Annotated in this window: 19 protein-coding genes and 1 pseudogene; 10 read left to right on the top strand and 10 right to left on the bottom strand. The window is 44.6% G+C overall.

From position 1 onward, the window contains the following. Positions 1-21: 21 nt before the first annotated feature. The 4 genes from QUA57_RS19910 to QUA57_RS19895 form a co-directional block, all read right to left on the bottom strand. Positions 22-1,011 carry a calcium-binding protein gene (locus QUA57_RS19910; protein WP_333063214.1) on the bottom strand — a complete coding sequence of 330 codons (990 nt, stop codon included), beginning with the start codon at positions 1,009-1,011 and terminating at the stop codon, positions 22-24. Between the two features lie 119 nt (positions 1,012-1,130). Then, complete coding sequence (locus tag QUA57_RS19905; protein WP_333063215.1) at positions 1,131-2,183, bottom strand: calcium-binding protein; 1,053 nt, start codon at positions 2,181-2,183, stop codon at positions 1,131-1,133. Positions 2,184-2,472: 289 nt separating this feature from the next. Further along, complete coding sequence (locus tag QUA57_RS19900) at positions 2,473-3,498, bottom strand: calcium-binding protein (RefSeq protein ID WP_333063217.1); 1,026 nt, start codon at positions 3,496-3,498, stop codon at positions 2,473-2,475. Between the two features lie 144 nt (positions 3,499-3,642). Continuing rightward, on the bottom strand, positions 3,643-4,626 hold the full coding sequence (locus tag QUA57_RS19895; RefSeq protein ID WP_333063218.1) for a calcium-binding protein: 984 nt from the start codon (positions 4,624-4,626) through the stop codon (positions 3,643-3,645). A 535-nt stretch (positions 4,627-5,161) separates the two neighbouring features. Here QUA57_RS19895 and QUA57_RS19890 point away from each other — a divergent pair. From QUA57_RS19890 to QUA57_RS19880, 3 genes are all read left to right on the top strand, one after another. Next, positions 5,162-9,157 carry a magnesium chelatase subunit H gene (locus QUA57_RS19890; RefSeq protein ID WP_333063219.1) on the top strand — a complete coding sequence of 1,332 codons (3,996 nt, stop codon included), beginning with the start codon at positions 5,162-5,164 and terminating at the stop codon, positions 9,155-9,157. A gap of 248 nt (positions 9,158-9,405) precedes the next feature. After that, positions 9,406-9,681 (top strand): type II toxin-antitoxin system HicA family toxin, encoded by a 276-nt coding sequence (locus tag QUA57_RS19885; protein ID WP_333041489.1) that lies wholly within the window; start codon positions 9,406-9,408, stop codon positions 9,679-9,681. Next, a complete protein-coding gene (locus QUA57_RS19880; protein WP_333063221.1) occupies positions 9,671-9,877 on the top strand; it encodes a type II toxin-antitoxin system HicB family antitoxin in 207 nt (68 codons plus the stop codon). Before QUA57_RS19885 ends, QUA57_RS19880 begins: the two co-directional genes overlap by 11 nt. A gap of 103 nt (positions 9,878-9,980) precedes the next feature. Here the strand turns inward: QUA57_RS19880 and QUA57_RS19875 are convergent, their stop codons facing one another. From QUA57_RS19875 to QUA57_RS19865, 3 genes are all read right to left on the bottom strand, one after another. Then, positions 9,981-10,346, bottom strand: a complete 366-nt coding sequence (locus QUA57_RS19875; protein ID WP_333063222.1) for a type II toxin-antitoxin system VapC family toxin — start codon at positions 10,344-10,346, stop codon at positions 9,981-9,983. A 3-nt stretch (positions 10,347-10,349) separates the two neighbouring features. Further along, positions 10,350-10,613 (bottom strand): hypothetical protein, encoded by a 264-nt coding sequence (locus QUA57_RS19870; RefSeq protein ID WP_333063223.1) that lies wholly within the window; start codon positions 10,611-10,613, stop codon positions 10,350-10,352. A 510-nt stretch (positions 10,614-11,123) separates the two neighbouring features. Further along, positions 11,124-12,335: a glycosyltransferase family 2 protein gene (locus QUA57_RS19865; RefSeq protein WP_333251280.1), complete on the bottom strand. Its 1,212-nt coding sequence runs from the start codon at positions 12,333-12,335 to the stop codon at positions 11,124-11,126. Positions 12,336-12,458: 123 nt separating this feature from the next. On the opposite strand from QUA57_RS19865, the gene QUA57_RS19860 reads away from it, so the two are divergent. The 4 genes from QUA57_RS19860 to glcD all read left to right on the top strand — a co-directional run bounded on the left by QUA57_RS19860 (position 12,459) and on the right by glcD (position 17,334). Continuing rightward, positions 12,459-12,851 carry a transporter gene (locus tag QUA57_RS19860; RefSeq protein ID WP_333041483.1) on the top strand — a complete coding sequence of 131 codons (393 nt, stop codon included), beginning with the start codon at positions 12,459-12,461 and terminating at the stop codon, positions 12,849-12,851. A 99-nt stretch (positions 12,852-12,950) separates the two neighbouring features. After that, positions 12,951-14,888 (top strand): hypothetical protein, encoded by a 1,938-nt coding sequence (locus QUA57_RS19855; protein ID WP_333063226.1) that lies wholly within the window; start codon positions 12,951-12,953, stop codon positions 14,886-14,888. A gap of 33 nt (positions 14,889-14,921) precedes the next feature. Then, positions 14,922-15,785: a DUF6671 family protein gene (locus QUA57_RS19850; protein WP_333063227.1), complete on the top strand. Its 864-nt coding sequence runs from the start codon at positions 14,922-14,924 to the stop codon at positions 15,783-15,785. Positions 15,786-15,858: 73 nt separating this feature from the next. After that, a complete protein-coding gene (gene glcD, locus QUA57_RS19845; RefSeq protein ID WP_333063229.1) occupies positions 15,859-17,334 on the top strand; it encodes a glycolate oxidase subunit GlcD in 1,476 nt (491 codons plus the stop codon). A 204-nt stretch (positions 17,335-17,538) separates the two neighbouring features. Here the strand turns inward: glcD and QUA57_RS19840 are convergent, their stop codons facing one another. Next, a complete protein-coding gene (locus QUA57_RS19840; protein ID WP_333063231.1) occupies positions 17,539-19,329 on the bottom strand; it encodes a PAS domain S-box protein in 1,791 nt (596 codons plus the stop codon). Positions 19,330-19,906: 577 nt separating this feature from the next. Here QUA57_RS19840 and purH point away from each other — a divergent pair. Together purH and QUA57_RS19830 are read left to right on the top strand one after the other, a co-directional pair. Further along, positions 19,907-21,454: a bifunctional phosphoribosylaminoimidazolecarboxamide formyltransferase/IMP cyclohydrolase gene (gene purH, locus QUA57_RS19835; RefSeq protein ID WP_333063232.1), complete on the top strand. Its 1,548-nt coding sequence runs from the start codon at positions 19,907-19,909 to the stop codon at positions 21,452-21,454. 232 nt (positions 21,455-21,686) lie between these two features. Beyond that, the gene (locus QUA57_RS19830; protein ID WP_333063234.1) at positions 21,687-22,622 is read left to right on the top strand and encodes a 2OG-Fe(II) oxygenase; all 936 of its coding nucleotides are present in this window, start codon (positions 21,687-21,689) and stop codon (positions 22,620-22,622) included. A gap of 176 nt (positions 22,623-22,798) precedes the next feature. Here the strand turns inward: QUA57_RS19830 and QUA57_RS19825 are convergent, their stop codons facing one another. After that, on the bottom strand, positions 22,799-24,280 hold the full coding sequence (locus tag QUA57_RS19825; RefSeq protein ID WP_333063236.1) for an ankyrin repeat domain-containing protein: 1,482 nt from the start codon (positions 24,278-24,280) through the stop codon (positions 22,799-22,801). A gap of 96 nt (positions 24,281-24,376) precedes the next feature. On the opposite strand from QUA57_RS19825, the gene QUA57_RS19820 reads away from it, so the two are divergent. Further along, complete coding sequence (locus QUA57_RS19820) at positions 24,377-24,847, top strand: DUF4079 domain-containing protein (protein WP_333063238.1); 471 nt, start codon at positions 24,377-24,379, stop codon at positions 24,845-24,847. Between the two features lie 154 nt (positions 24,848-25,001). On the opposite strand, the pseudogene QUA57_RS19815 reads toward QUA57_RS19820, so the two are convergent. Further along, a pseudogene (locus QUA57_RS19815) lies at positions 25,002-25,602 on the bottom strand (hypothetical protein); the annotation flags it as partial.

Raw genomic sequence — 25,602 nt, 5'->3', positions numbered from 1 at the left:
AAGAGATAACCGAGGTTCCGGTTATTTAAGGAATAAGTAGAAAGTGTCGTTCCCGTTTTGCTGAATTGTAGACACGACTAAATCTCCTCCCCCCTCAATCCTACCAATAGTCTCAGATCCTGGGCTTAGGATTAACAACTCGTTACCACCACCACTTATTCTGTAGGTAGCGGGTGAGCCTGCCAACTGGATCTTGTCATTGTCTTTATCAAAGTTGCGAATTGTAACTATACCGGGGATACCCGCATAGAGGCTACGGGATGTGGGAGTACCGGAGGTAGGAGGAACTCCGAGTACGAATGTATCTTTCCCAGGGCCGCCGATCAGGACATCAGATTCATCACTTCCAAAGCTTTCATACTGCCGATTGCCTTGGGGATCGATACCTACTTCAACTCCAATCAGTTCGGTATTCCCCACACCAACGCCTGTGAGGATGTCATTTCCGGAAGTTCCGACAAAAGTAGCGGATCGGTTTGGCTCGTTTTTTCCGAAATTGAAGTAGTGTTCCCGACCGGTTTTCAAGGCTCCAGAGTTGACCAACGGCACAATGTCGGGGTTGTTCCTTAAGTATTCCGGTTCAAAAAATGAAGTCCCAAAACGACCGTCTTTGATTCCGAATTGAATGAAATGCTGGTAGCCTGATTTGAAAGTTCCGTTCTGAACGAAAGATCGCAGTTCTGAGTTGTTTGCTAAATAAAAAGTTTCGTCATACTCAGGCGAGACGCGAGTGCGACCCTCTTCGTAACCGTATTGGATAAAGTGGTCTAGCCCTGTAGTAAAAGGGGCGTTTGGGTTGTTGGGGGTGCGGACTAACGCAGCGATGTCTGGGTTGCCAGCGAGGTAAGTAGCTTCGTCAAAATAGCGCGATACTTTGGTTAAGCCCCCTGCTTCACCGAATTTTTGAAAGTGTTCTAGTCCCGATTTGATAACTCCTGCATCAATGGCTGGTTTGACCCAAGGATATTGAGCAAGGTAGTATTTTTCGTCAAAAATTGCGTAACTAGCCATGTTTTTATCTGGCGGTATTAATGAGCTTTTTACGCACTGTATCACTTATCTGGGACTGACACAATATTCGATCGGCTGATTTTTGCCAACAGTCAAATCTCACTTAATCTCTATGCTTTCTAGCCCAGGAAAGTGAGACCGACTGGAGGACTAAATGGATTTATCATCTCAATCGGTTGCAGAGTTAGATTTGAGCCGCCCTGAATTCTGGCAAGTGTATCTCCCGATTTTTGAATTAATAAGTCCGCCCCTGATGGAAATATATTCAGTTCATTAAAGCTTTCCACCAACTGAATAAAATCTTTTCCTTTTTCAAAATTGACAATCCTGGCCTCCCCACTGCCGGTATAGAAATCTACCCGGCTGATCAAACTACGTCGGTTGTTGGGAACAGCATCTCCGAGCACGAAGTAATCAATGCCAGAAGTGCCAATCAATGTATCGAATTCAGTGGTAGTCAGAAAAGGCTCTCTCGTGATGTCATCCAATTTCAAAGCGTCATACTTATTCTTATTAATGCCAAAAGGTGGATTAGGGCCGGCGAAAGCTACTTGCAGTCCGATAATTTGATTTTTTCCCGCTGTAAATCCCGTGACTATATCATTACCGTTGGTTCCTGTAAAAAATCCGTATCGATTTGACTCAAATTGCCCAAATTTTAGATAGTGTTCTCGACCAGTTTTTAAACTTCCAGCCTCCACAACTGCAGCCACATCTGGGTTATCTCCCAAGTAACGTGGTTCAAAGAAACTTGTCCCGTACCTACCTTCTGTTTTTCCGAATTGGATAAAGTGTTGAAAGCCGGATTTAAAAATTCCGTTCTGGACGAAGGGAGTTATTTCCGGGTGGCGCTTTAAATAAAAAACTTCGTCGTAGTCAGGCGATACTCGCGTGCGGCCTTCTTCGTAACCAAACTGGATAAAGTGGTCTAAACCTGAAACAAAGGGTCGGTTTTGGTTGTTGGCTGTGCGAACAAAGGGTGCAATATCTTGATTTTGAGCTAGATATGTATCTTCGTCAAAATATCGCGATATTTTTGTGAGGCCGGCGGCTTGACCAAATTTTTCAAAGTGTTCTCTTCCAGATTTGATGATTCCTATATCAATCGCTGGTTTCAGCCACGGATATGAAGCAAGGTAGTATTGTTCGTCAAAAATTGCGTAACTAGCCATGTTTTCCTCCTGCGGCTTTAATGAGGTATTTATGCAATTTCTCAATAATCCTGAACTGAGACAATACCCGATCGGGTGATTTTACCCAAAAGTCAAATCTCACTTAAGCTCTATGCTTTCTACCCGAGGAAAGTGAGACCGACTGGAGCGCTAAATGGATTTGTCATCCAAATCTGTGGCACATTTAGAGTTGCTCGGCCCTGACTTGTGGCAATTGTATTTACCGATTGTTGAATTCATAAATCTCCACATGATGGACTAACGCAAACCATACCTAGCTGCGATATTTCTACCCAAGGAAAGATCTGATAACACCCGATTCTGGTAATAGATTTAAATTGAGATTGCCGCCACCTTCAACAACAGCGATTGTGTCAAAGCGACTGGCTATGAAAACTCCATTTTCAACTGCGGGAAAGCCATTCGTTTGGATAGCTAAGTCTCGATTATTGTTGATTGGAAATACCAATAATTGATCTAAGGGAATCCCTATCTGGATGATATCCTGGCCTTGAGTAAAGTTCCGAACTGTAGCAAAACCTGCGCCAATGTAGAACTGTCTGGATGAGAGGGTTCCTCCCCTGAAGCCAACAATGTCACCAAGCACGAATTTATCGCGGCCGCTACCGCCAGTGAGAGTATCGAATTCATTGCTGCCGTCACTTTCATATCGTCGGAGACCGTTAGGGGCTTCTACGTCAACTCCAATTAATTCCACATTCCCCGCCCCGGAACCGGTGAGGATGTCATTGCCAGAAGTTCCCACAAAAGTCGCAGAGCGGCTTGGCTCAAATTGTCCAAACTTGAAGTAGTGTTCCCGACCAGTTTTCAAGGTTCCAGATTCGACAAACTGCCCAATGTCGGGGTTGTTCCCTAAGTATCCCTGTTCCAAGAAAGAAGTAGGCAACCGACCGTCTTTGGCACCGAATTGAATGAAATGCTGGTAGCCATTTTTAAAGGTTCCATTCTGAATAAACGGCTGCAAATCTTGGTTAGTTCCTACATAAAAACCTTCGTCATACTCAGGCGATACGCGAGTGCGACCCTCTTCGTAACCGTATTGGATAAAGTGGTCTAGTCCGGTCGCAAAAGGCGCGTTTGGATTGTTGGGAGTGCGGACAAATGGTTTAAGGTCTGGATTTCCCTCAAGGTAAGTATCTTCATCAAAATACCGGGATATTTTCGTGAGGCCGGCGGCTTGACCAAATTTTTCAAAGTGTTCTCTTCCAGATTTGATGATGCCTGCATCAATGGCTGGTTTCAGCCACGGATATTGCGAAAGGTAGTATTGTTCGTCGAAGATATCGTAATTCATAGTTTGCTGTTTAAAGTAAAGTGCTATCGTACTTTTTTATAGAACCATCGCCCACCGCCAATAAAAAATCATTAATCATCAGCATTAGCTAATGACCAATGACTAATGACTAATGACCAATCAGCAATGACCAATGACCAATGACTATCCAATCAAGAAAGTACCATTACCGTTAGATTCTTGGAAAGTTAAACCCAAGCTTGCTCCTCCTTCAATCACGCCGAGCACATCTCCAAAACGCTGGATTGACAAATTGCTGCCAATGGGAATCAGATTGTAGCCGTTTAAAGAAGTTCCTTGTAGTTGGATAAAATCGCTTTCTATGTCGAAGTTGCGAATCGTAGCTTGACCGTTACCTAAATACAGCGGTGTCGGGGTGACATTCCCGGCTGTAGCAGGAACTCCGAGTACGAATGTATTGGTTCCCGGAGCACCAATCAAGACATCGAATTCATTGGTGCCAAAGCTTTCATACTGGCGGTTGCCTTGGGGATCTATACCTACTTCCACTCCCACAAGTTCGACATCGCCCACGCCAACACCAGTTAAAACATCGTTGGTACGGGTGCCGACAAAAGTCGCGTCGCGGGCCGGCTCAAATTGCCCGAAATTGAAAAAGTGTTCGCGGCCTGTTTTCAAGTTTCCAGAGTTGACAAACGGCACGATGTCGGGGTTTTCTTTTAAGTATTCCGGTTCAAAAAATGAAGTTCCGAAACGACCTTCTTTGGCCCCGAATTGAACGAAATGCTGGTACCCTGATTTGAAAGTTCCGTTCTGAATGAACGGTTGGAGTTCAGAGTTGTTTGCTAAATAAAAGGTTTCGTTGTATTCGGGTGATACTTGGGTGCGGCGCTGTCCTTCATCGTAACCGAACTGGATAAAGTGATCGAGGCCGGTCGCAAAAGGCGCGTTTGGGTTGACTGTGCGGACGAAAGGTGCGAGATCTGGATTCCCAGCAAGGTAAGCATTTTCGTCAAAATAACGCGATACATTAGTTAGACCGCCTTCTCGCCCGAATTTTTCAAAGTGTTCTCTTCCAGATGAAATGACTCTTGCGTCAATAGCTGGTTTGATCCAAGGATATGAGGCGAGGTAGAATTGTTCGTCGAAAATTGCGTAGTTAGCCATGTTTTTTCCTTCAAGTTTGGATGAGTTTGAGATTCTATAGCAATTAGTTTTCCTTGAACTCGATCGCCGATCAGGAATTTACACAAAACAGACGTTACGAAATGGTTTTAAATTCCTGGTGAAATGTCAATCTTGATGACGCAGCAATTATCGCAAGGCTACATTCTGCTTTCAGAAATTATGCCTTTTTCCCCTCAGTTAATTGCTCGATCGTCAGTTTGATCAATTCTACAAAACTTGGAACTTTTTTCAGGATTTTTTTCTCAATTGTTGGGTAATTTTTAATTATTTTTATCCAACTTATTAATCCTATACATATAATAAACAATATGTCAAGTGAATTATTGTAAATAAAAACTGGAGTATTTGCTCAAGGAATTTATAAAAAAATGTAACGAAAATCTGACCTAAATTTGTCGAATTGTGTCATGTGCAGGCTCAAATCGCCTAATGGCAAGCGTTTTCTGGTAAAAATGCTTATGGGATAAAAAAATTCCCGATTCCCGAAAACAGCATCTTAAAGGAGCCTAACCGGATGTTCACTCACGTCAAGCCCACCATTCGCCACGTTGTGCCGGAAAACTTGCAGGGGCGATCGCTCATGAAGGTGGTCTATGTCGTACTGGAACCGCAGTATCAAAGCGCCCTGTCGGCAGCGGTTCGATCGATAAACCAGAAAAATCCGAATCTGGCAATAGAAATCAGTGGCTACCTAATCGAGGAACTCCGCAGCCCGGAAAATTACGAGGCCTTCAAGCGGGATGTGGCAGATGCCAATGTATTTATTGCTTCTCTAATTTTCATCGAAGATTTAGCCGAAAAAGTGGTAGCGGCAGTTGAACCGCTGCGCGACAGCTTGGATGTCGCGGTCGTCTTCCCATCGATGCCTGGGGTGATGCGACTCAATAAAATGGGCAGTTTCTCGATGGCACAGTTGGGACAAAGCAAAAGTGCGATCGGCGAATTCATGAAAAAACGGAAGGAAAAATCCGGGAGTTCCTTCCAAGACGGAATGCTGAAACTGCTGCAAACTTTGCCGAAAGTGCTGAAATATTTGCCCATTGACAAAGCCCAAGATGCGCGCAACTTCATGCTGAGTTTCCAGTATTGGCTGGGAGGTTCCCAAGAAAACTTGGAAAACTTCTTGCTGATGCTGTCACATAAATATGTATTCAAAGGCCAGGAACAGCTAACTTTTCAAGAGCCCGTTGTCTACCCGGATATGGGAATTTGGCATCCTTTGGCACCGTCGATGTTTGAGGATGTAAAAGGATATCTAACCTGGTACAACGCCCGCAAAGATATTTCGGCAGACCTCAAAGACCCCCTCGCACCTTGCATCGGCTTGGTGTTGCAGCGGACTCACTTAGTCACCGGAGATGACGCGCACTACGTAGCAATGGTGCAGGAATTGGAGGCAATGGGGGCGCGGGTGGTGCCGATTTTTGCCGGCGGTTTGGACTTCTCGAAACCAGTGGAAACTTTTTTCTTGGAAGTTGGGACCAAAGGAGTTGCACCGCTGCCGATAGTTGATGCGGTGGTTTCTCTGACTGGTTTTGCGCTGGTAGGCGGCCCGGCGAAACAAGATCACCCGAAGGCGATCGAGACTTTGAAAAAATTAAATTGCCCTTACATGGTGGCTTTGCCGCTGGTTTTCCAAACGACGGAAGAGTGGGAAAATAGCGATTTAGGCTTGCACCCGATTCAAGTTGCTTTGCAAATTGCCATTCCCGAGTTGGATGGCGCGATCGAACCGATTATTTTGTCGGGAAGAGATGGCGCAACTGGCAAGGCGATCGCCCTACAAGACCGGATCGAAGCAATTTCCCAGCGCGCCATGAAGTGGGCAATGCTGCGCCGCAAACCAAAATTAGATAAAAAAGTTGCGATCACAGTTTTCAGTTTCCCGCCTGACAAAGGCAATGTCGGAACGGCCGCTTATTTGGACGTTTTCGGCTCGATTTACCAAGTATTGAAAGCCTTAAAAGGCAACGGTTACGACTTGCCAGAATTGCCGGAGTCCGCCGAAAAACTGATGCAAGAAGTCATCCACGACGCAACAGCCCAATACCAAAGCCCGGAATTAAATGTTGCTTACCGGATGTCTGTAGCTGAATACGAAGAATTCACTCCTTACTCGGAACGCTTGCAAGAAAATTGGGGCCCGCCTCCGGGACATTTGAACAGCGACGGACAAAATTTGCTGATTTTCGGCAAACATTTCGGCAATGTGTTTATCGGAGTGCAACCTACTTTTGGATACGAAGGCGATCCGATGCGGTTGCTATTCTCTCGTTCTGCCAGCCCGCACCACGGTTTTGCTGCTTACTATACATATTTGGAGCGCATTTGGGGTGCGGATGCGGTGCTGCACTTTGGCACTCACGGTTCGCTAGAATTCATGCCCGGTAAGCAGATGGGAATGTCTGGGGATTGTTATCCCGACAGTTTGATCGGCAAAATTCCTAACCTCTATTATTACGCCGCCAACAATCCCAGCGAGGCAACAATTGCCAAGCGCCGCAGTTATGCTGAAACAATCAGCTATCTGACTCCTCCGGCTGAAAATGCTGGTTTGTACAAAGGTTTGCAGGAACTCAGCGAGTTAATTGCTTCTTATCAAACTTTGAAAGAGACTGGGCGCGGTGTGCCGATTGTTGATGCGATCGTCGAAAAATGCCGTTTGGTGAATTTGGACAAGGATATCGCCCTACCTCCGGAACAAGAAAGAGGGGTTGCTGCGGGAATGACTTCGGAGGAACGCGACAATTTAGTTGGCTTGGTTTACCGCAAGTTGATGGAAATTGAGTCGCGATTGTTACCTTGCGGTTTGCACGTTATCGGTAAGCCGCCGACTGCGGAAGAGGCGATCGCAACTTTGGTAAATATCGCCAATTTAGACCGCGAAGAAGACGGACTGATAAGCTTGCCGCGGATTATTGCTAACAGTCTCGGACGCGATATTGGCGAAATTTACACCAACAGCGACAAAGGCATTTTAACTGATGTCGAATTGCTGCAAAACATCACCTTGGCCTGTCGGGATGCCGTTGGCGCTTTGGTGAAGGAACAAACCGACGCTGAGGGTAGAGTTTCCCTTGTTTCTAAGTTGAATTTCTTCAACATGGGCAAGAAAACACCTTGGATTGAAGCTTTGCACGCCGCCGGTTACAAAAAAATCGATCCAGAACCGATTAAACCGCTGTTTGAGTATCTGGAATTCTGCTTGCAGCAAGTTTGTGCTGACAACGAATTAGGCGCTTTGTTGCGCGCGTTAGAAGGCGAGTATGTTCTGCCTGGCCCCGGTGGCGATCCGATTCGCAACCCAGATGTTTTGCCGACGGGCAAGAATATGCACGCTTTAGACCCGCAGTCAATCCCTACAACAGGGGCGGTTAAGTCTGCTAAGCTTGTAGTCGATCGGCTGTTAGAAAGACAGCGCGTTGATAACGGGGGAAATTACCCAGAAACGATCGCCGTTGTGTTGTGGGGAACCGACAACATCAAGACTTACGGCGAATCCCTCGCGCAAGTAATGTGGATGGTGGGAGTGAAGCCAGTTCCCGACGCTTTGGGCCGGGTAAACAAACTCGAATTGCTTTCTTTAGAAGAGTTGGGACGCCCTCGGATCGACGTAGTAATTAACTGTTCGGGCGTATTTCGCGACTTGTTCATCAACCAAATGAATTTGTTAGATAAAGCCGTGAAAATGGCAGCGGAAGCCGACGAACCGTTAGAGATGAACTTCGTCCGCAAACACGCCTTGAAGCAAGCGGAAGAAATGGGAATCAACCTGCGGCAAGCAGCAACCCGGGTATTTTCTAATGCCTCTGGTTCCTATTCATCTAACGTCAACTTGGCGGTGGAAAACAGCACTTGGGAAAGCGAAGCCGAGTTGCAGGAAATGTACTTAACTCGCAAATCCTTCGCCTTTTCTTCCGACAATCCAGGCACAATGGAACAAGATCGGAAGATTTTTGAATCCTCCTTGAAAACTGCGGAAGTCACCTTCCAAAACTTGGATTCTGCGGAGATTTCCCTAACCGACGTGTCGCACTATTTCGACTCCGACCCGACTAAATTGATCGGCAGTTTGCGGGGCGACGGGAAGCAACCAGCATCCTTTGTTGCTGATACAACCACAGCCAACGCGCAGGTGCGGACGCTATCAGAAACCGTGCGTTTAGATTCGCGGACTAAGCTGCTGAATCCGAAGTGGTACGAAGGAATGTTGTCGCACGGCTATGAAGGTGTGCGGGAGATTTCTAAGCGTCTGGTGAATACAACTGGATGGAGTGCGACGGCGGGCGCTGTGGATAATTGGGTGTATGAGGATGTCAACACTACGTTTATCCAAGATGAGGAGATGCAGAAGCGTTTGCTTAACTTAAATCCTCATTCTTTCCGCAAGATTGTCAGCACTTTGCTTGAGGTGAATGGCCGGGGTTATTGGGAGACTTCGGAGAACAATTTGGATCGTCTGCGTGAGTTGTATCAGGAGGTGGAAGACCGGATTGAGGGGGTCGAGTAAGGTTCCCAAATTAGTCTAGAATTGTGTAGGGGTAGCGGATACCCCTGCACTGTTTTGAAAAGGTCAAGTTTATGTAAATAAATTTAATAGAATTGGTATAGCTTAAGAGTAGGGATTACCGTACTCCTACCACCTTCATCAGTAGGGAAAACTTTACACAAACTCTCGGTGAAAATCTCTAGTTAGTGTGTTATCATATATTTATATATAAAATTTTTAGTAAACAATCAATATATTAAAGTAAATTAATGACTCAAATAAACAAACTCCTAGGCAAGCTGATGCTTGGTGCATCTGATGCTAATTTTTCCTTTAGCGATTTATGTCAAATACTCCAGATTTTAGGATTTGAGGTAACCATTAAGGGGAGTCACCATATTTTCACGAAGGAGGGAGTCGCAGAAATTATCAACCTCCAACCCCAGAAAGCAGATAAATCAAAAGCTAAAGCTTATCAAGTAAAGCAAGTTCGGGCAGTAATTCTGAAATATAAATTGGTTAACCAAGATGATAATGAAGTATGAAGTAATCATTTACTGGAGTGAGGAAGACCAGGTATTTATTGCGGAAGTACCTGAATTACCGGGATGTGCTGCGGATGGTGAAACTTATCAGGAGTCATTGGAGAATCTAGAAATTATTATGCAGGAGTGGATAGAAACGGCTAACGCACTGGGTCGTCCTATTCCACAACCGAAAGGTCGCTTGATGTTTGCGTAGTTCAAATAGAATCACAGGCGCTCGCCCTTTTTTTTCCAAGTCCGCGCGACCAAAGCTATCTTCGCGTAGGGGTTCCAGAAGGGTAGGGAATCGCCCATCTTTCTTAAGCCTCAAACGGGTTAATCAGTGTGAGTTCAGCAATCCAGAGAAAATCCCCTATATTTCTTGTTACTAAAGTTCTGTCATATACCAAAGCTGTTGCCGCAATAATAGCATCCCCAAGTGTCATTTCCCTTATCTCTCGCAACAGCACTGCGCGATCGAGTACAGCGTTAGAAATTGGTACAACCTCCACCACACCAAAGAATTCCTCAAAGTACAATCTATACTCTTCAGTTAGCCGATGATAACCCAAGACTTCAAGGTAACTTATTGCCGATACAACTATGTCATTTTCGCCAATAAAATGCCTAATCTGCGAGTTTTCTGGCTGGGAAGCGTAGATAATAATATTACTGTCTAGCAGCATTCATTATTCACCCCTACCTGGAAGTGGACGGTCTTGACGCAAATCTCGCTGCCATTCCACGGGATCGCTAATCTCAGCAAAGACATTATTAGCTGCAATTTTTTCCAATATTTCAACTATTCTCTGACGGCGAAACTCAGCGCTTAAAGTCGATCGCTCTTCTTGTAAAATAACATAAACTCTGACAGGGCGATCGCCCTCTGTTGGAACCTCATTAGCCCATTCTAAAACGTTTCCCTTTAATATAGCCTCAAATATTCGCTGCATAGCTAATATCAACTATTCTTTATTTTTACTATTAAAACAATTTTGATCATCAAAGCTAAGAACGACTGAATAAAACTTTAGACTTTCATCAGTATTTTCGTTTGAGTTGCTCAACAGAAGTCACCTTACCTGCGGCTACATCTTTTTTGGCTTTATTAAATACTTCAATAAAACCGGGAATTTTTAATCATCCCACCGTAGCTTCATTGCTTTCATGTTCTGCTAATAAATAAGCTAAGAAATCATCCACAACGAGCAGCCGTTCAGGAGATAAGCGATCTATGGATTACTTAAGCTTCTGGCGAAGTTCTTGAGTTTTCATAGTTCATAGCTATTGAAAATTATTAGATCGGGCTGTTTGATTATACCAGATAGTCTGAAATTTGGCTCCAGCGGCCCTAATTTTCCCTGCATTGCGATCGCCCCGATATTGCCTGCATTGCGATCGCCCTGAACTTCCTCTGCATGGAAATTTAGTTTTGAGGAATGTTGCCAGTACCTTGAATATTATCACCTACGCTTCAAGCTCAGCACGCTGAGAAAAAAGCTCGACAAAACCATCTGCAAACCAACAGTCAGGCAAGTGAGCGAGGGAATAACCAAACGCAGAGTTTTAGAAGGGTCGAGAGAACCGAAAGCCGTTTCGCTCCAGATAGTTAATGACAAGAACGAGCCAACTATTCCGATTAAAATCAGCGTGACTCCGACAATCAATCCTGTCTCTAGGGTGACATAGCGAAATATTTTGTTGAGTTTGGGGTCTTCGGGCAGGAATTTCTCGCTGATGGCAAAAATCTTGGTGAAAAAAGCGAAAGTGACTGCTTGAAAACCGATGATAATTGCGATCGCACCATACAGCAGCGTGTGTACATCAAAGCTGATACCCCCGATTTTTTGAGTACCGGGCAACAGCCAAATGCTAACAATTAGACCCCAAATCATCAGCGCAGTACCCGGATACAAAAACAGCCAGCGAGGACTGTAAAGCAGCAAAAATCGGAGGTGCCGCCAGCCATCTCGCCAAGTTCGCAAGTGCGGCGGGCGCGATCGACCGTCGGGAGAAAGTACGGTTGGGATTTCAGTTATCCGCAGCTTGTATACAGAGGCCTTGACCACCATTTCGCTAGCAAATTCCATCCCCGTTGTTTGCAAGTCGAGTTTCAAAATTGAGTCTCTCCTAAAACCCCTGAGTCCGCAGTGAAAATCACCGACGGGACTGGCAAAGAATAGCCGCCCAACCCATGTCAGCACCGGATTTCCTAAATATTTGTGCAGCGGCGGCATTGCACCCGGTTTGATGCCCCCTTGAAAGCGGTTTCCCATTACTAAGTCGAAACCTTCTCGCAATTTGTTGACAAAAGCACCGAGGTTGGAAAAATTGTAGCTATCGTCAGCATCGCCCATGATAATATAAACTCCGCGCGCTGCGATGATGCCTCCCATGAGGGCGCTGCCGTAGCCTTTGGCTGCTACGGGGACGACTCTCGCTCCCATTCTGGTAGCGATAGCTTGAGAACCGTCAGTGCTGCCGTTGTCTGCTATGATGACCTCGCCGGCAATATCAAGTTCGCGCAGGGACTTCTGGGCCTTATCGATGCAGATTTCTAAAGTTTCTGCTTCGTTCAGGCAAGGCATGAGTATCGATAGTTCTAGAGTGTATTCTCCGCTTGGATTGGTCTGTTCTGCCATATATTTATTCCACTCTCGATCGTGATCGACCATACTTGATTTTCCCGTATCTCTGCTTAAAATATTAGTGGTGAATAAAACCTAACAAAAATTAATTAAAGTTTTTCAGGTTTTTGGGAACGGCAATTTTTGATTGTACTATAGGTTAGTAAATTTATGAATAGAAGCGTTTTTATGTTATTGCTTGCTGCAATATTGTGCGGCGTAGCAGGTCAATTTAGTCTCAAGGCAGGAGCTAAAATATTAGGGCCAATTGGCGCTGCTAATTTAATAGAAAAAATTATAGCAATGGCTACTCAGCCGTTGATAGTAGGTGGTCTTTCTTTGTATGCAATTTCTTCTATCGGCTTTATTGTAGTTTTGTCGCGGGCCAACCTTAGCATAGTCTCGCCTTTACTGTCAATTAGTTACCTATTTACTGTTTTAGGTGGCAAACTGATATTTCACGAGCCTTTGCCGCCGCTGCGGTTAGTAGGCGTGGCGCTAATTATGACGGGAGTAATTTTTGTACTCAGAGGTCAAGCAGGGGGAGTGACTGGAGGCAACTAGCGGTCGCTTTTGATATTGATCTTTGAGTCCTGAGTTGATAAATTAAGCTAAAGGGTGCGTCCAAGTATTACCTTATGAATCGATACCGAACTCACAATTATGAATTATTATTTTCTTTCTTTTGCATGGGGAATTTGCATTCTTGTATCCCTGATTGGCTGGGGTGGAGCGGTCAACCGCATCCTTTTTCCCGATTACACAGTTGACTGGGGGCAAAGAGCGGCTTGGGGGATAGCTTGGAGTGTTATATTTGGGGGTTTATTAAATGTGACATGGACTATTTCACAAGCAACTCTTTTAATATATATATGCTTGGGCGCACTTTACGGAATAATAGAGGCCTGGGCCAATAAAACTGCGATCGCCGACGATCTGAATCGATTAATTAATGCTTTCAAAGAAAATATTTTTTTTGCGATCGGGACTGTTATCGCTTGCCTTATGACTGCTGTGCAATACAGTGGTTCGGTTTCTTGGCATAAATTTAATCTTCACGATGACTACCACGCCTATTTTGTATTTCCCCATAAAATGCTTCAAATAGGTTCTCTTGGTTCCGATCCTTTCAGCGAAAGAAGACTGGTATCTGCACTGGGAGGACAATCATTCTTGCATACGTTCAGTCTCAGCGTGTTGGATGAAAGAAGTTTATATCTTATCGATCCCGGCTGCGCCTTAGTCATAATGATAGGGCTAATTATCGGATACTGTCAGCAAAAAAAGATTTCAAAAAACTCGACACTAATGATTGTGTTCGGCTTTTTATCGATTAGCCGCGTTCCTCATATAAATATAGCGGGTATATTAATTCCGGTATGTCTTTTCTTGAGCTTATTTAGAGTTTTTGAGTGGGATCACCTCAAAGGAACAAATATCGAAAGTAATGCTGCGATTATAGGATTGCTTGCAGCCGCCATCTGCGCTTTAAAAAGCACATTTATTCCCCCGTGTATTATTTTCTTCACTTGTAGTTATTTTTTTTATATCCTTGGAGGAAGCCACATAAAGCATAAAGCAATTTACGAATTTTGTTTGGCTAGTATTTTATTGGCTATGTTTATTTTACCCTGGTCAATCTCACTATATCAGTCATCAGGGACTTTACTATATCCCATATTTGGTAGAGGTTTTCATGGTTCTGTATACGGAGGCTCGGTCAAGCTTCCTAACAGTGAAATTCCCCCAAACCTAGCAATTCAACTCACGCTGTATGCAATTTTAACAATTATTTCTATACCGACTGTATTGGCAATTAGATTTGGGATAATTGGTCTCGGTAAAAAGCCAATTGTTCGGGAAGCAACCCTGTCTATTTTTATTGGTGCAGTCACGGGAAATGCGGTGATATTATTTTCTACAGGAGGGTCAGATATCTACCGCTATTCATATCCGCTATTAGTAGTGATGTTCGTCATATTCATCTCAGTTTTGGGGGAAAATATCCAGCCAAATAACTTAAATATAATAAAAATTAAAAAAAATGCCTTTAGCGGAGCACTAATTTTGTCTTTATTAGTAGCACTCGGTTTTCAGAGTTACAAGAATTTGGGAAAAGTTCCTAACCCCCTAGATAGAATATCCAGGCGGTTAAATAATCTACCTTTAGTGATACCACAAGAGCGCGATAAATATGCAAGAATGCTAGATTCGGTTCCGGAAAAAGAAATAGTTTTAACAAGACTTGACAAACCTTTTTTAATGAATTTTAGGAAACATACAATCTGGATTGCCGACTACCCAGGCGGGGCTAGCCTTCCGCCCGGTATGCCTTCATTTAAAGGAGAAGAAAAGCTAGCAGATTATCTAATTTCACAATCGATTAAATATGTTGCATATTCTTACGCTAATGAAGCGAACTTTCCTAGGAAATCTTTACAAGTTAGACTCAGCGCAAAATGGCCTTTCTGGCTACGAAATCAGGCGTTGAACACTTTTGAATTTCAAGATAGCTTACAAAAGCTTGGCGCAAGCCGAAAGCGGATTTATGATGATGGAGAAAATTTTGTAATTGATTTGTCAAGCAATAAAAGCCCGTAGTGACATCAGTTTGATTTTTAGCAATTAAAATAGATGAGCAAACATCAATTATTGAACGATCGCACCGCAGTTCTTGCTACCATGCACCAAAAAGAACGGGTGATGGCTCCCGTTTTGGAACGAGAATTGGGTGTAAATATCCTAGTACCGGCGGCGCTTGACACAGACAGTTTCGGCACCTTCACCAGAGAAGTTAAACGCTTAGGAACACAAATAGAAGCGGCTCGCCATAAAGCACAAAAAGCCCTAGAAATTGCCGGCGAAACTCTTGCCTTTGCCAGCGAAGGTACTTTCGGCCCTCACCCAATGATGCCGTATCTGCCAGCTAACAGAGAAATCGTAATTTTATTAGATCGAGCCAACAATCTAGAACTCATCGGCGACTCTTTCTCCGTTGAAACTAACTACAGTCACGAGTTAGTTTCCAGTATAGAAGAAGCAGATGATTTTGCTAAAAAAGCTGGATTTCCAGAACACGCACTGGTGGTTATAGTTGGCGACACTGCACTCGGTAACGGCGAAATTGTCAAGGGCATTAGGACAGAAAAACAACTTTTTGACGCTGTGACAGCAGGCTTAAAAAAATCGTCAACCGGCCGAGTTCACATCGAAACAGATATGCGGGCGATGTACAATCCAACTCGGATGAAAAACATCGAAAATGCAACTCTCGATTTAGTTAAAAAATTCAAGCAATTCTGCCCGGAGTGCGGTTGGCCGGGATTCGATATTGCTGAGATGAAAATCGGATTGCCCTGCGGACTGTGCTATTTTCCGACTCAGCTAGCGCGATCGGCAATCTATAAATGCAAAAAGTGCGGTTATACTAAAGAAAAACTATTTCCCGACGGTCGAGAGACTGCCGATCCTTCCCTTTGTCAATATTGCAACCCTTAGAAAAATAATTAATTGCACAAAAATAGTAAAGTTTGTCACAATATTATTGATAGTTCCCTAATTAAATTCACTAATGATAGCCCTAGAAACAGAACGCAACTGGAAACCCGTTATTAAAGAATTCGAGGCTGTAGTTGGCAAAAATGGCGTCGTACAGCGCCGCGAAGAATTGATTGTCTATGAGTGCGACGGACTCGCCAGCTACCGCCAGCGCCCCGCCGTGGCGGTATTGCCTCGAACTACGGAGGAAGTGGCGCAAGTGGTCAAAATATGCGATCGCAACTCAATTCCCTGGGTGGCTAGAGGCGCAGGAACAGGCCTTTCCGGCGGCGCTTTGCCTGTAGAAAACTGCGTGCTGATTGTCACTGCCTTGATGCGAAAAATCCTGAAAGTAGACTTAGAAAATCAGCAAGTAGTCGTGCAACCGGGAGTAATTAATAACTGGGTAACGCAAGCAGTTAGCGGCGCAGGTTTCTACTACGCGCCCGATCCTTCCAGCCAAATTGTTTGTTCAATTGGTGGCAACGTTGCCGAAAATTCTGGCGGCGTTCACTGCCTCAAATACGGAGTCACAACTAATCACGTTTTAGGATTAAAATTGGTAGTTGCGGACGGTTCAATTGTCGATGTCGGTGGCGAAATTTCCGAAATGCCCGGTTACGATTTAACTGGTGTATTTGTCGGTTCCGAAGGCACTTTAGGAATTGCCACAGAAGTTACTCTGCGAATTCTCAAAGCGCCGGAATCGATTTGCGTTCTCCTAGCGGATTTTTCCAGTATAGAAGCAGCCGGCGAATCGGTTTCCGATATTATCAGCGCTGGCATTATTCCCGGCGGCATGGAAATCATGGACAACATCAGCATCAATGCTGTGGAAGATGTGGTGGCAACTGGATGTTATCCCCGCGATGCGGCGGCAATTCTACTTGTAGAAATCGACGGTTTAGAAGTGGAAGTTGCCACAAACAAACAGCGGATTGCCGATATTTGCAAGCACAACGGAGCGCGAAATATCACCACGGCAAGCGACCCGGAAACGCGCCTAAAAATTTGGAAAGGGCGGAAAGCGGCTTTTGCGGCTGCGGGTCATCTCAGCCCGGATTATTACGTGCAAGACGGCGTAATTCCGCGAACGCAAATGGCTTATGTTTTGAAAGAAATTGAGGGTTTGAGCGAGAAATACGGTTATCGGATTGCTAATGTATTTCACGCGGGAGACGGGAATTTGCACCCGCTGATTCTGTACGATAACTCGGTAAAAGGTGCGCTGGAAAAGGTGGAAGAATTGGGCGGAGAAATTCTCAGGCTTTGCGTGAAAGTTGGGGGAAGTCTTTCGGGAGAACACGGCATCGGTGCTGATAAGAAGTGTTTTATGCCGGATATGTTTTCAGAGGTAGATTTGGAGACGATGCAGTGGGTACGTCAGGTGTTTAATCCGAAAGGTTTGGCGAATCCTGGGAAGATGTTTCCGACGCCGAAGACTTGCGGGGAAGCGGCGAGGGCTAAGGTTGAAACTTTTAAGAAGTTGGAGGGTGCAGAGGTTTTTTAATTAGTTATTTATGGGGGTAAGGTGAGCAGAAAAGCACCTGACAATTCTCTCTACAATGGGGAGGCAAAGCCTCTAAGTATGCGTTCCCAGCCAGAGTCGGGTAACGAGAAAAAACGATTTTTCTCGTTTTTTAGGAGTGCGAGCGTCCCGCTCGCTTGTTTGCCTGTATATCAAGTTGGTAAGGTGCAGATTGCACATTCCGCGCTACGGTGCGATCGGAATTTTGATAGTAAATTCCGTGCCCTTGCCCAATTCCGAAGTACAATATAATTCGCCTTTGTGTCTTTCTACAATAATTTGATAGCTAATTGACAAGCCCATTCCCGTGCCTTTGCCAATGGGCTTGGTAGTAAAAAATGTATCGAATATCTGCTGTTTGACTTGCTCAGTTATTCCCGGGCCGTTGTCGGCAATTTTAATTTCTACAAGATTGCCGACAACTTCAGTACCAATCCTAATTTGGCTGGGATTTTTTAGCATTTCTTGACAATTTTGCCTACTGTTCGCATCTTCTAAAGCATCGATCGCATTGCTGAGAATATTCATAAAAACTTGATTTATCGGCCCAGCAAAACACTCAACAGTCGGCAATTCTCCGTATTGTTTGACAATTTGAATTGGCGGCTTTTCTCCGTTCCCTTTCAAACGGTGATTTAAAATTAACAGCGTGCTGTCAATACCTTCGTGGAGGTTAACAGGTTTCATCTGTGAATCGTCGTGCCGCGAAAAGTTCCGCAGCGACTGCACAATCTGGCAAATCCGCTCGACACCAACGCTCATTGAAGACAGTATTTTAGGTAAATCTTCAGCTAAAAAATCTAGATCATTTTTTTCTCTTTGCTCTTGAATTTCTGCGACTGGATTAGGATAGTGCTGTTGATAAAGTTCGAGGTGATCAAACAAGTCTTGAGTATAATTTGTCAGATGAGCGAGATTGCCGTAAATGAAGCTGACGGGGTTGTTAATTTCGTGAGCGACACCGGCAAGTAGCAATCCCAAACTAGACATTTTTTCGCTTTGAACTAATTGGGAATTAGTGGCTTTGAGTTCGTTAAGTGTGGCTGCTAGTTGAGCGGCTTGTTCTCTGCTTTGTGCTTCAGAATTATGCAAGGCTTCTTCGGCTTGTTTGCGCTCAGTGATGTCTCTCTGTACACCAATAAAATGAGTTAATTTGCCCAGTCGATCGCGCACAGGAGATATTGAGAAACAATTCCAGAACGCGGTTCCATCTTTGCGGTAATTCTTTAATATTACCTTGCACTCGCTTTCTGTTTGCAAGGCTTGGCGAATTATTTCTACTGCCGCCGGATCAGTATCGCTTCCGTGCAAAAATCGGCCGTTTTTCCCGATAATTTCCTGCCGCCGATAACCTGTCATACTTTCAAATGCGGGATTGCAATAAATAATTGGATTTTCGGGGTCAGTGGCGTCAGAAATCGTAACTCCGGTACTCGTAGCTGCTATCGCTCGATCGTACAACCAAAGCATTTCTTCTGCGCGCTTGCGATCGGTAATGTCCCGCAGCGTAGCTAAATAAGCCATTTCTCCATCCCATTCCGTTTCCACCACCCGCATTTCTACTACAGCATTTGCTTTTTGCTTGCGAATAGCTTCAACTTCTGTTTGCACGACGCGAGTTCCTGGTGCTTCTGTTTTTCCAACTTGGGGAATAATATCCGTCGCCATCTCAAGGTCGCAAGCTGAAACTTCTACTACTAAATTGCCAAAAAATGCTTGCCCTAGAAGTTCCTCAGCAGTGCAGTTAAACAGCGCTTCTGCTGACGGGTTGGCAAAACAAATAAGTCCTAGCTTGTTGACGATTGCGATGCCGTCGGCATTTTTTTCGATCACATTCCGAAACCGAGATTCGCTAGCTTTCAAATCCTGCTTTAGCTGTTCCATTGCTCGCTCCATCTGCTGCAATTCGCACAGGCTAAGACTATAAGCTTCGGAAATATTTGCCTCGGTCGAAGTCTCGGCTCTTTTTTTTGTCATCTGTTGGTAGCCTGTTCTATTGGTCAGATTTGGAGCTGTTTTTTTGTTGTTCCTGCTAATATTACTGAGCTTATTTTCTGGATCGGCTTCTTGAAAAAACATATTTCTACCCTACCCGATTATTTTTGACATTAACCTATTGCGATCGCCCTATTTTCCGGGAAATTTAGGGAGGGAGCAATTTACACCCGATGCTAGCACATTACTTTTCTAATTCATCCTAAAACTTCGTTAAAATTCCTGAGTAATCGCACTATAATTATCTATTACGTTTTATTAAGTAATTTCCACAACATTGACACTTACGTAGCGATACGAACGGTGCAAGCTGGAGATGGCTTCAATCCCTCTCCCACTCACAAAATAATCAGTTCCACGCAAAAGTCTTAAATATTTAAAAGCCACGGGTCAGTATAAATTAATATATAATTTTGACAAAAAATATACTTAAAAATTAGCGGACTCATCTTTAAATCCTCAAAAATAATCATAATTAGCCATTACCAAATCATCTCCCTGCAGGCAGATGTGATATAGAATATAACCTATCTATTTTTGCGATCGCAATTTCAAACCAATGGCACGTCTAGCACTTCTGAGTACATCCAATAAAACCGGGCTAATCGACTTAGCGCGCAGTCTAGTAGAAGAATTTGAATTTGACATAATTAGTAGTGGCGGGACAGCAACAGCCCTCAAAGAAGCAGGCATCCCAGTGACCAAAGTTGCGGAATATACTGGTTCTCCCGAAATTTTGGGAGGGCGAGTCAAAACACTTCACCCGCGAATCCACGGTGGCATTTTAGCACGCCGCGATGTACCGGAAGACCTCGCAGACTTAACAGCAAATCAAATTCGGGCGATCGATCTAGTTGTAGTCAATTTGTATCCATTTGAAGAGACAATTTCTAAACCAGGAGTTACTCTAGCAGACGCAATTGAGCAGATAGATATCGGCGGGCCGGCAATGTTGAGAGCTTCCGCCAAAAACCACGCTCATTTGACAGTGTTGTGCGATCCAGAACAGTACAATACTTATTTAAAAGAACTGCGGGAAAATGGCGGCGAAGCCTCCTTAGAGTTTCGGCAAAGATGTGCGCTAGAAACCTTCAAACATACAGCAAACTACGATCGCGCGATCGCAACTTATCTCAGCAGCAGCCAATCCGCTGAAGAATCTTCGCTACCCGACGAGTTTAATTTATCAGGAAAAGAGTTGCAAACTCTGCGCTACGGCGAAAATCCACATCAAGCCGCCACCTGGTATCAAAGCGGAAATACACCGACAGGCTGGACGACTAGCACCATCCTGCAAGGCAAAGAATTAAGCTACAATAATTTAGTAGATTTAGAAGCAGCAAGGCGGCTGATCGTAGAATTCCCCGACACACCCGCTGCCGCTATTCTGAAGCATACAAATCCTTGCGGCACAGCCTTGGGAACAACTATTTCTGAAGCGTATCAAAAAGCCTTCGACACCGATTCAGTCTCAGCTTTCGGTGGAATTGTCGCCCTCAATCGCCCGATTGATGCTGCTACTGCAACGGCATTAACTCAAACATTTTTAGAATGTATTGTCGCGCCGGGGTGCGAACCAGAAGCAGAACAAATTATCAAGAAAAAGGCGAAAGTTCGAGTATTAATTTTGCCAGATTTGACTCAAGGGCCGCCACAAACTGTTAAAGTTATTGCAGGCGGTTTGCTGGTGCAAGACTCAGATAATATAGTAGAAGAAACTAGCAAATGGCGGGTTGTTACTGAGAAACAGCCGACGGCCCAAGAGTTGGAAGAATTGCTGTTTGCTTGGAAAGTAGCGAAACACGTCAAATCAAATGCGATCGTTGTGACGCGCGATCGCACTACAATCGGTGTCGGCGCCGGACAAATGAATCGCGTGGGTTCGGTTAAACTAGCATTAGAACAAGCAGGAGACAAGAGCAAAGGAGCGATTTTGGCCAGTGACGGTTTCTTCCCCTTCGACGATTCCGTCAAAACGGCGGCTGAGGCGGGGATAATTGCGATCGTCCAACCAGGAGGAAGTATGCGCGATCGAGATTCCATTGAAGCAGCCAACCAACTCGGAATCACAATGGTTTTCACTGATATCCGCCACTTCTTGCATTAATTAAGTTCGTAGTCTAGTAATGACATCTTAGGTATCTGTCACGAATAGGGAAGATGCCTATTCCACAAAGAGTCAATTCTATTGTGGGGTGGGCTTCTAGCCCGCCCTCAAGCAATGATTGAATTTTTGTTCTTCCATCTTCCATCTTCCTTCTTTCTTGTCCCATCCATCCATCCGTTACATCCGTCGAGCGAATCCGTTGCCGAACTTCCTTTTTCTATAACTAACGGCTATGAATACCACAATTCAACAGCAAATTAAACCTGAAGACGTAAAAGTCAAAATCCTGCTCACTGGCGGACATCAATGCACCGTCACGCTCAAATCTGATACACCATTATTCCACAGCCTGATCAAAACATTAGTCGATCGCACCCAACAAACACTCAGTTTTTCACCCTTATTTCAAATTCCCATAGACGACGGGCGTTCCACCCTTTTTTTTCCCGGCGAACACCTAGTGGGATTAGTCACAGAACCCCCAATTTACTTGCAGGAACTGCAACCGCAGCAGCTTGCAACTCCCGTAGAAATTCCCGTCACAGAAATTCCCGCCCCTGCGCCGCCTGTAAATGACGACTTAATATCTCGCTACGCCCAAATAGACAACTTTTTGACCCCCGCCGAAAAGAACAAACTCATTAAATATGTCTTAGCAAAAGAATCAGAATTTGTGAGTACCAGCACCTCAACTAATGCCGAAGATTACCGGCGTTCGATGGTACTCCACTCGTTCCCCGAATTTTCGGAACTGATGGTTAATCGCATCAAAGCAATTCTCCCCGACGTGCTGAAAAGTTTAAATATTCCGTCATTTCCCCTGGGTGAGATAGAAGCTCAGCTAACCATGCACAATGACAACAACTTTTATAAACTTCACAACGACAGTGGCTCGCCAGATACCGCCAGCCGATTTTTTACTTACGTTTACTATTTCTATCGAGAACCCAAGGGTTTTTCAGGTGGCGAGTTGCAGATTTATGACAGCAAAATCGAGAACAATTTTTATGTTGCGGACAAGACATTCAGAACCGTTGAGCCTCGCAATAACAGCATCGTATTTTTTCTAAGTCGCTATATGCACGAAGTTTTGCGAGTTAGCTGTCCCTCAAAAGCTTTTGCTGATAGCCGCTTTACTATTAACGGCTGGGTACGCAAAGCAAACTGAGGTTAATTCATAGTCTTGGACGCACTAATCACCTAATTTTGTCATTCTGAGTAAAGCGAAGAATCTCAATTATTGCCACACCCTTACAGTGCGTAAGTTCCGATATGTGAGCTTCTTCACTTCCCAAAGCCTACCCTCAGAATGACAGAATTACCTTACTCAAAACTATTTAATTCTTACTCCAGTGCTCCAGCACTTTTAAGCAATTTCACCACACTGGAATAACCCTTATACTCAGCCAGCATTAAAGCTGTATAATTTCCCGGATTTTTGTGGTTTAGTTCTGCACCAGATTCAATTAAAATCTTTACTGCCTCAGTATAACCCCGATGTGCAGCCCACATTAAAGCAGTTGCGCCCGAATCATCCAGCAAGTTGACATCGGCACCTTTTTCGACTAATAATTGGACGATCGCAATATAACCGCGATCGCACGCCTTCATTAAAGCCGTTTTCCCCAAATCCGCCGGGACATTCGGATCGGCACCGCCGTCAAGCAAAGCTTTCACAGTCTCGGTATGTCCGTGAAACGCAGCCAGCGTCAAAGCCGTCTCCCCAAAGTTTTTAGCATTCAGAAAATCAGCCCGATTTGAATTTACTTTTTGCAGTAAAGCCGATACGATCGCACTATGGCCGTGAACAGCCGCCACCAGTAAAGGCGTATCGCCCAACCGATTTCTGGAACCGACACTAGCACCTCGGTTTAAGAGCAATTCCACGACATCTTCGCAGCCTTCAACCACGGCAAAATTTAAAGCAGTTTCATCATCTTTATCCTTAGCGTTGATATCGGCGCCAGCATCGAGTAAGATATGGGCGATCGCCGCATTTCCCCCAGCAGCAGCGGCCATCAAAGCCGTACCCCCATCTCCGTTTTTCACATTCGCATTAGCACCCGCACCAAGCAAAGTTTGCACTACATCAGTATTGCCGGCATCCGCAGCCAAAGTTAAAGCAGTTTCTCCGTTTTTGTCGGGAATTTCGACATCAGCACCAGCAGCCAACAGCGCCTCGACAACTGCCAAATTTCCCGCCGTCGCAGCCAGCATCAAAGCAGTTTTGCTCTCTAGATTTTTAACATTAGCATCCGCCCCACAATTGAGCAAAATTCGCACAATTTCAGCGCTTCCTTGACGGACAGCTAAAAACAGCATAGAATTGTCAGCAACAGCACCCGCATCCACCAAAGCTTTTACAACAGCTTGATGACCGGATAAAGCAGCTATTTTCAGAGCTGAATCTCCATCTTTATCTTGGACATTTACATCAGCATTAGCATCAAGTAACATCCGCACAACATTGATATCGCCCTTCAGAGAAGCCGCCATCAAAGCCGTACTTCCATCATCATTTTTAGCATTAACATCAGCACCTGCAGCTAGCAACAGCCGCACAGAGTCAGCTTGTTTGTGAGCCGCCGCCAGCATCAAAGCCGTTAGCCCAAAACGCCTGCTCACCTGGTTGACATTAGCGTCATTGTTTAGTAGAGTACGCACGATTTCTGTATAGCCCTTTTGGGCAGCAAACATCAAAGCCGTCGTCCCCTCAGAGTCTTTGGCGTTAGCGTTAACATTCTTAGCGAGTAAAGCTTGGACGTGAATAATGTTGCCAGTCTTGGCGGCTTGAATCAATACAGCGTCTTGTTTAGTGGCAGGCATAATAGTCTCTCATACCGTATATTTTTACCGTCGCACGAGACGGCCTGACTGGTATGCTAAGTTTTATGAAGTATGTTTGCTAATCCTCAGAACACTATGAATCTCGAAATTCCTCAGTCAGTGAAAGTTTGGAGCCAATTCATCCACCCAATTTTAATGTGGGTACTGCTGGCCATCTCATTTTATGCTTTGTATCTCGGCATTCAAATCCGACGTACCAGAAGTGCCGAAGGCGAACTCAAAAAAGAGTTAATTAAGGGCAAATTTAACGTCAAGCACCACCAGATGGGTTCTTTGCTGTTAGCCTTGATGGTTACGGTTGCGATCGTCGGGATGGCCGTCACCTACATCAACAACGGCAAGCTATTTGTCGGCCCGCACTTGCTAGCAGGGTTGGGAATGATGGCAATAATTGCGATCGCAGCCTCGCTGACTCCTTTGATGCAAAAAGGCAGTGATTGGGCGAGAAACACTCACATCTTTCTGAATATTGTGCTTTTGGGGCTGTTTGGCTGGCAAGCGGTATCAGGCGTGGAAATCCTGCAAAGAATTATCAGCAAAATGTGATCGTTTGGGTAAGATTGCTAATCACTAATTGTTTTGGGGCGATTAGTGATTAGCAATTAAGTTGTCCTATTCGTTAAGTTGGAGTGCCGAGCGCTCGACCTTAAACATTACTTTTTCTCAAACACACATCTTGGTTATGCCGATCATTGGAAGCTTACATATTAATAGCCACAGTTTGCTTAATTTTGTTGGAAATAGAAATAGGAGTGTAAATATCAACTTCAACTTCCTCTACAACTCGGAGCGAAACAATTAGAGCATATCTAGCAGTTTTATTCCATCCTTCGCATCTTGAATTATATCTCCACCAACCACCAACAGGATATATACCAATAGAATCTTTCTGAGCCAATTCAGCCGCCGTACCTTCCCAAATATCAGAATGAATTGAGCCGCGATTCCATGTTTTTGGGCCTAGAAACCACCCACTGTCACCTGTTACCGTAGATGTTACTTTTTCTTCAGTTTCTATGGCTTCCTTATTAATCCGTTGTCTAAAATCCTCCAAAGTCTCTGTGGAACGCTTAATAGCAAGCCTCAAACCATAAGAGGCGTAAGAATGTTTATTTTGCCATCCTCGTTCTCCTGGGTTGGGTTCGATAAAATATGAAAGTGTTACCCGCATTTTTACTTCGGCCTCACGTAACTTTTCTAGTTCTTGTGTTGGCCAGGGAAATATGTGAAGGTTCATTTCTTTTGTTTTTACTTGACCATCCTTTTTGTGAAAAGGCTGCAACTGATCTTCACAAATCATT

The sequence above is a fragment of the Microcoleus sp. Pol7_B2 genome (genome assembly GCF_036701035.1).
Classification (GTDB): domain Bacteria; phylum Cyanobacteriota; class Cyanobacteriia; order Cyanobacteriales; family Microcoleaceae; genus Microcoleus.
This window is presented reverse-complemented; position numbering and strand designations above follow the sequence as displayed.

Excerpts from the sequence above, each read along its gene's own strand:
- QUA57_RS19910 (WP_333063214.1), bottom strand. The coding sequence starts at position 1,011 with ATGGCTAGTTACGCAATTTTTGACGAAAAATACTACCTTGCTCAATAT.
- QUA57_RS19905 (WP_333063215.1), bottom strand. The coding sequence starts at position 2,183 with ATGGCTAGTTACGCAATTTTTGACGAACAATACTACCTTGCTTCATAT.
- QUA57_RS19900 (WP_333063217.1), bottom strand. The coding sequence starts at position 3,498 with ATGAATTACGATATCTTCGACGAACAATACTACCTTTCGCAATATCCG.
- QUA57_RS19895 (WP_333063218.1), bottom strand. The coding sequence starts at position 4,626 with ATGGCTAACTACGCAATTTTCGACGAACAATTCTACCTCGCCTCATAT.
- QUA57_RS19890 (WP_333063219.1), top strand. The coding sequence starts at position 5,162 with ATGTTCACTCACGTCAAGCCCACCATTCGCCACGTTGTGCCGGAAAAC.
- QUA57_RS19885 (WP_333041489.1), top strand. The coding sequence starts at position 9,406 with ATGACTCAAATAAACAAACTCCTAGGCAAGCTGATGCTTGGTGCATCT.
- QUA57_RS19880 (WP_333063221.1), top strand. The coding sequence starts at position 9,671 with ATGAAGTATGAAGTAATCATTTACTGGAGTGAGGAAGACCAGGTATTT.
- QUA57_RS19875 (WP_333063222.1), bottom strand. The coding sequence starts at position 10,346 with ATGCTGCTAGACAGTAATATTATTATCTACGCTTCCCAGCCAGAAAAC.
- QUA57_RS19870 (WP_333063223.1), bottom strand. The coding sequence starts at position 10,613 with ATGCAGCGAATATTTGAGGCTATATTAAAGGGAAACGTTTTAGAATGG.
- QUA57_RS19865 (WP_333251280.1), bottom strand. The coding sequence starts at position 12,335 with ATGGTCGATCACGATCGAGAGTGGAATAAATATATGGCAGAACAGACC.
- QUA57_RS19860 (WP_333041483.1), top strand. The coding sequence starts at position 12,459 with ATGAATAGAAGCGTTTTTATGTTATTGCTTGCTGCAATATTGTGCGGC.
- QUA57_RS19855 (WP_333063226.1), top strand. The coding sequence starts at position 12,951 with ATGAATTATTATTTTCTTTCTTTTGCATGGGGAATTTGCATTCTTGTA.
- QUA57_RS19850 (WP_333063227.1), top strand. The coding sequence starts at position 14,922 with ATGAGCAAACATCAATTATTGAACGATCGCACCGCAGTTCTTGCTACC.
- glcD (WP_333063229.1), top strand. The coding sequence starts at position 15,859 with ATGATAGCCCTAGAAACAGAACGCAACTGGAAACCCGTTATTAAAGAA.
- QUA57_RS19840 (WP_333063231.1), bottom strand. The coding sequence starts at position 19,329 with ATGACAAAAAAAAGAGCCGAGACTTCGACCGAGGCAAATATTTCCGAA.
- purH (WP_333063232.1), top strand. The coding sequence starts at position 19,907 with ATGGCACGTCTAGCACTTCTGAGTACATCCAATAAAACCGGGCTAATC.
- QUA57_RS19830 (WP_333063234.1), top strand. The coding sequence starts at position 21,687 with ATGAATACCACAATTCAACAGCAAATTAAACCTGAAGACGTAAAAGTC.
- QUA57_RS19825 (WP_333063236.1), bottom strand. The coding sequence starts at position 24,280 with ATGCCTGCCACTAAACAAGACGCTGTATTGATTCAAGCCGCCAAGACT.
- QUA57_RS19820 (WP_333063238.1), top strand. The coding sequence starts at position 24,377 with ATGAATCTCGAAATTCCTCAGTCAGTGAAAGTTTGGAGCCAATTCATC.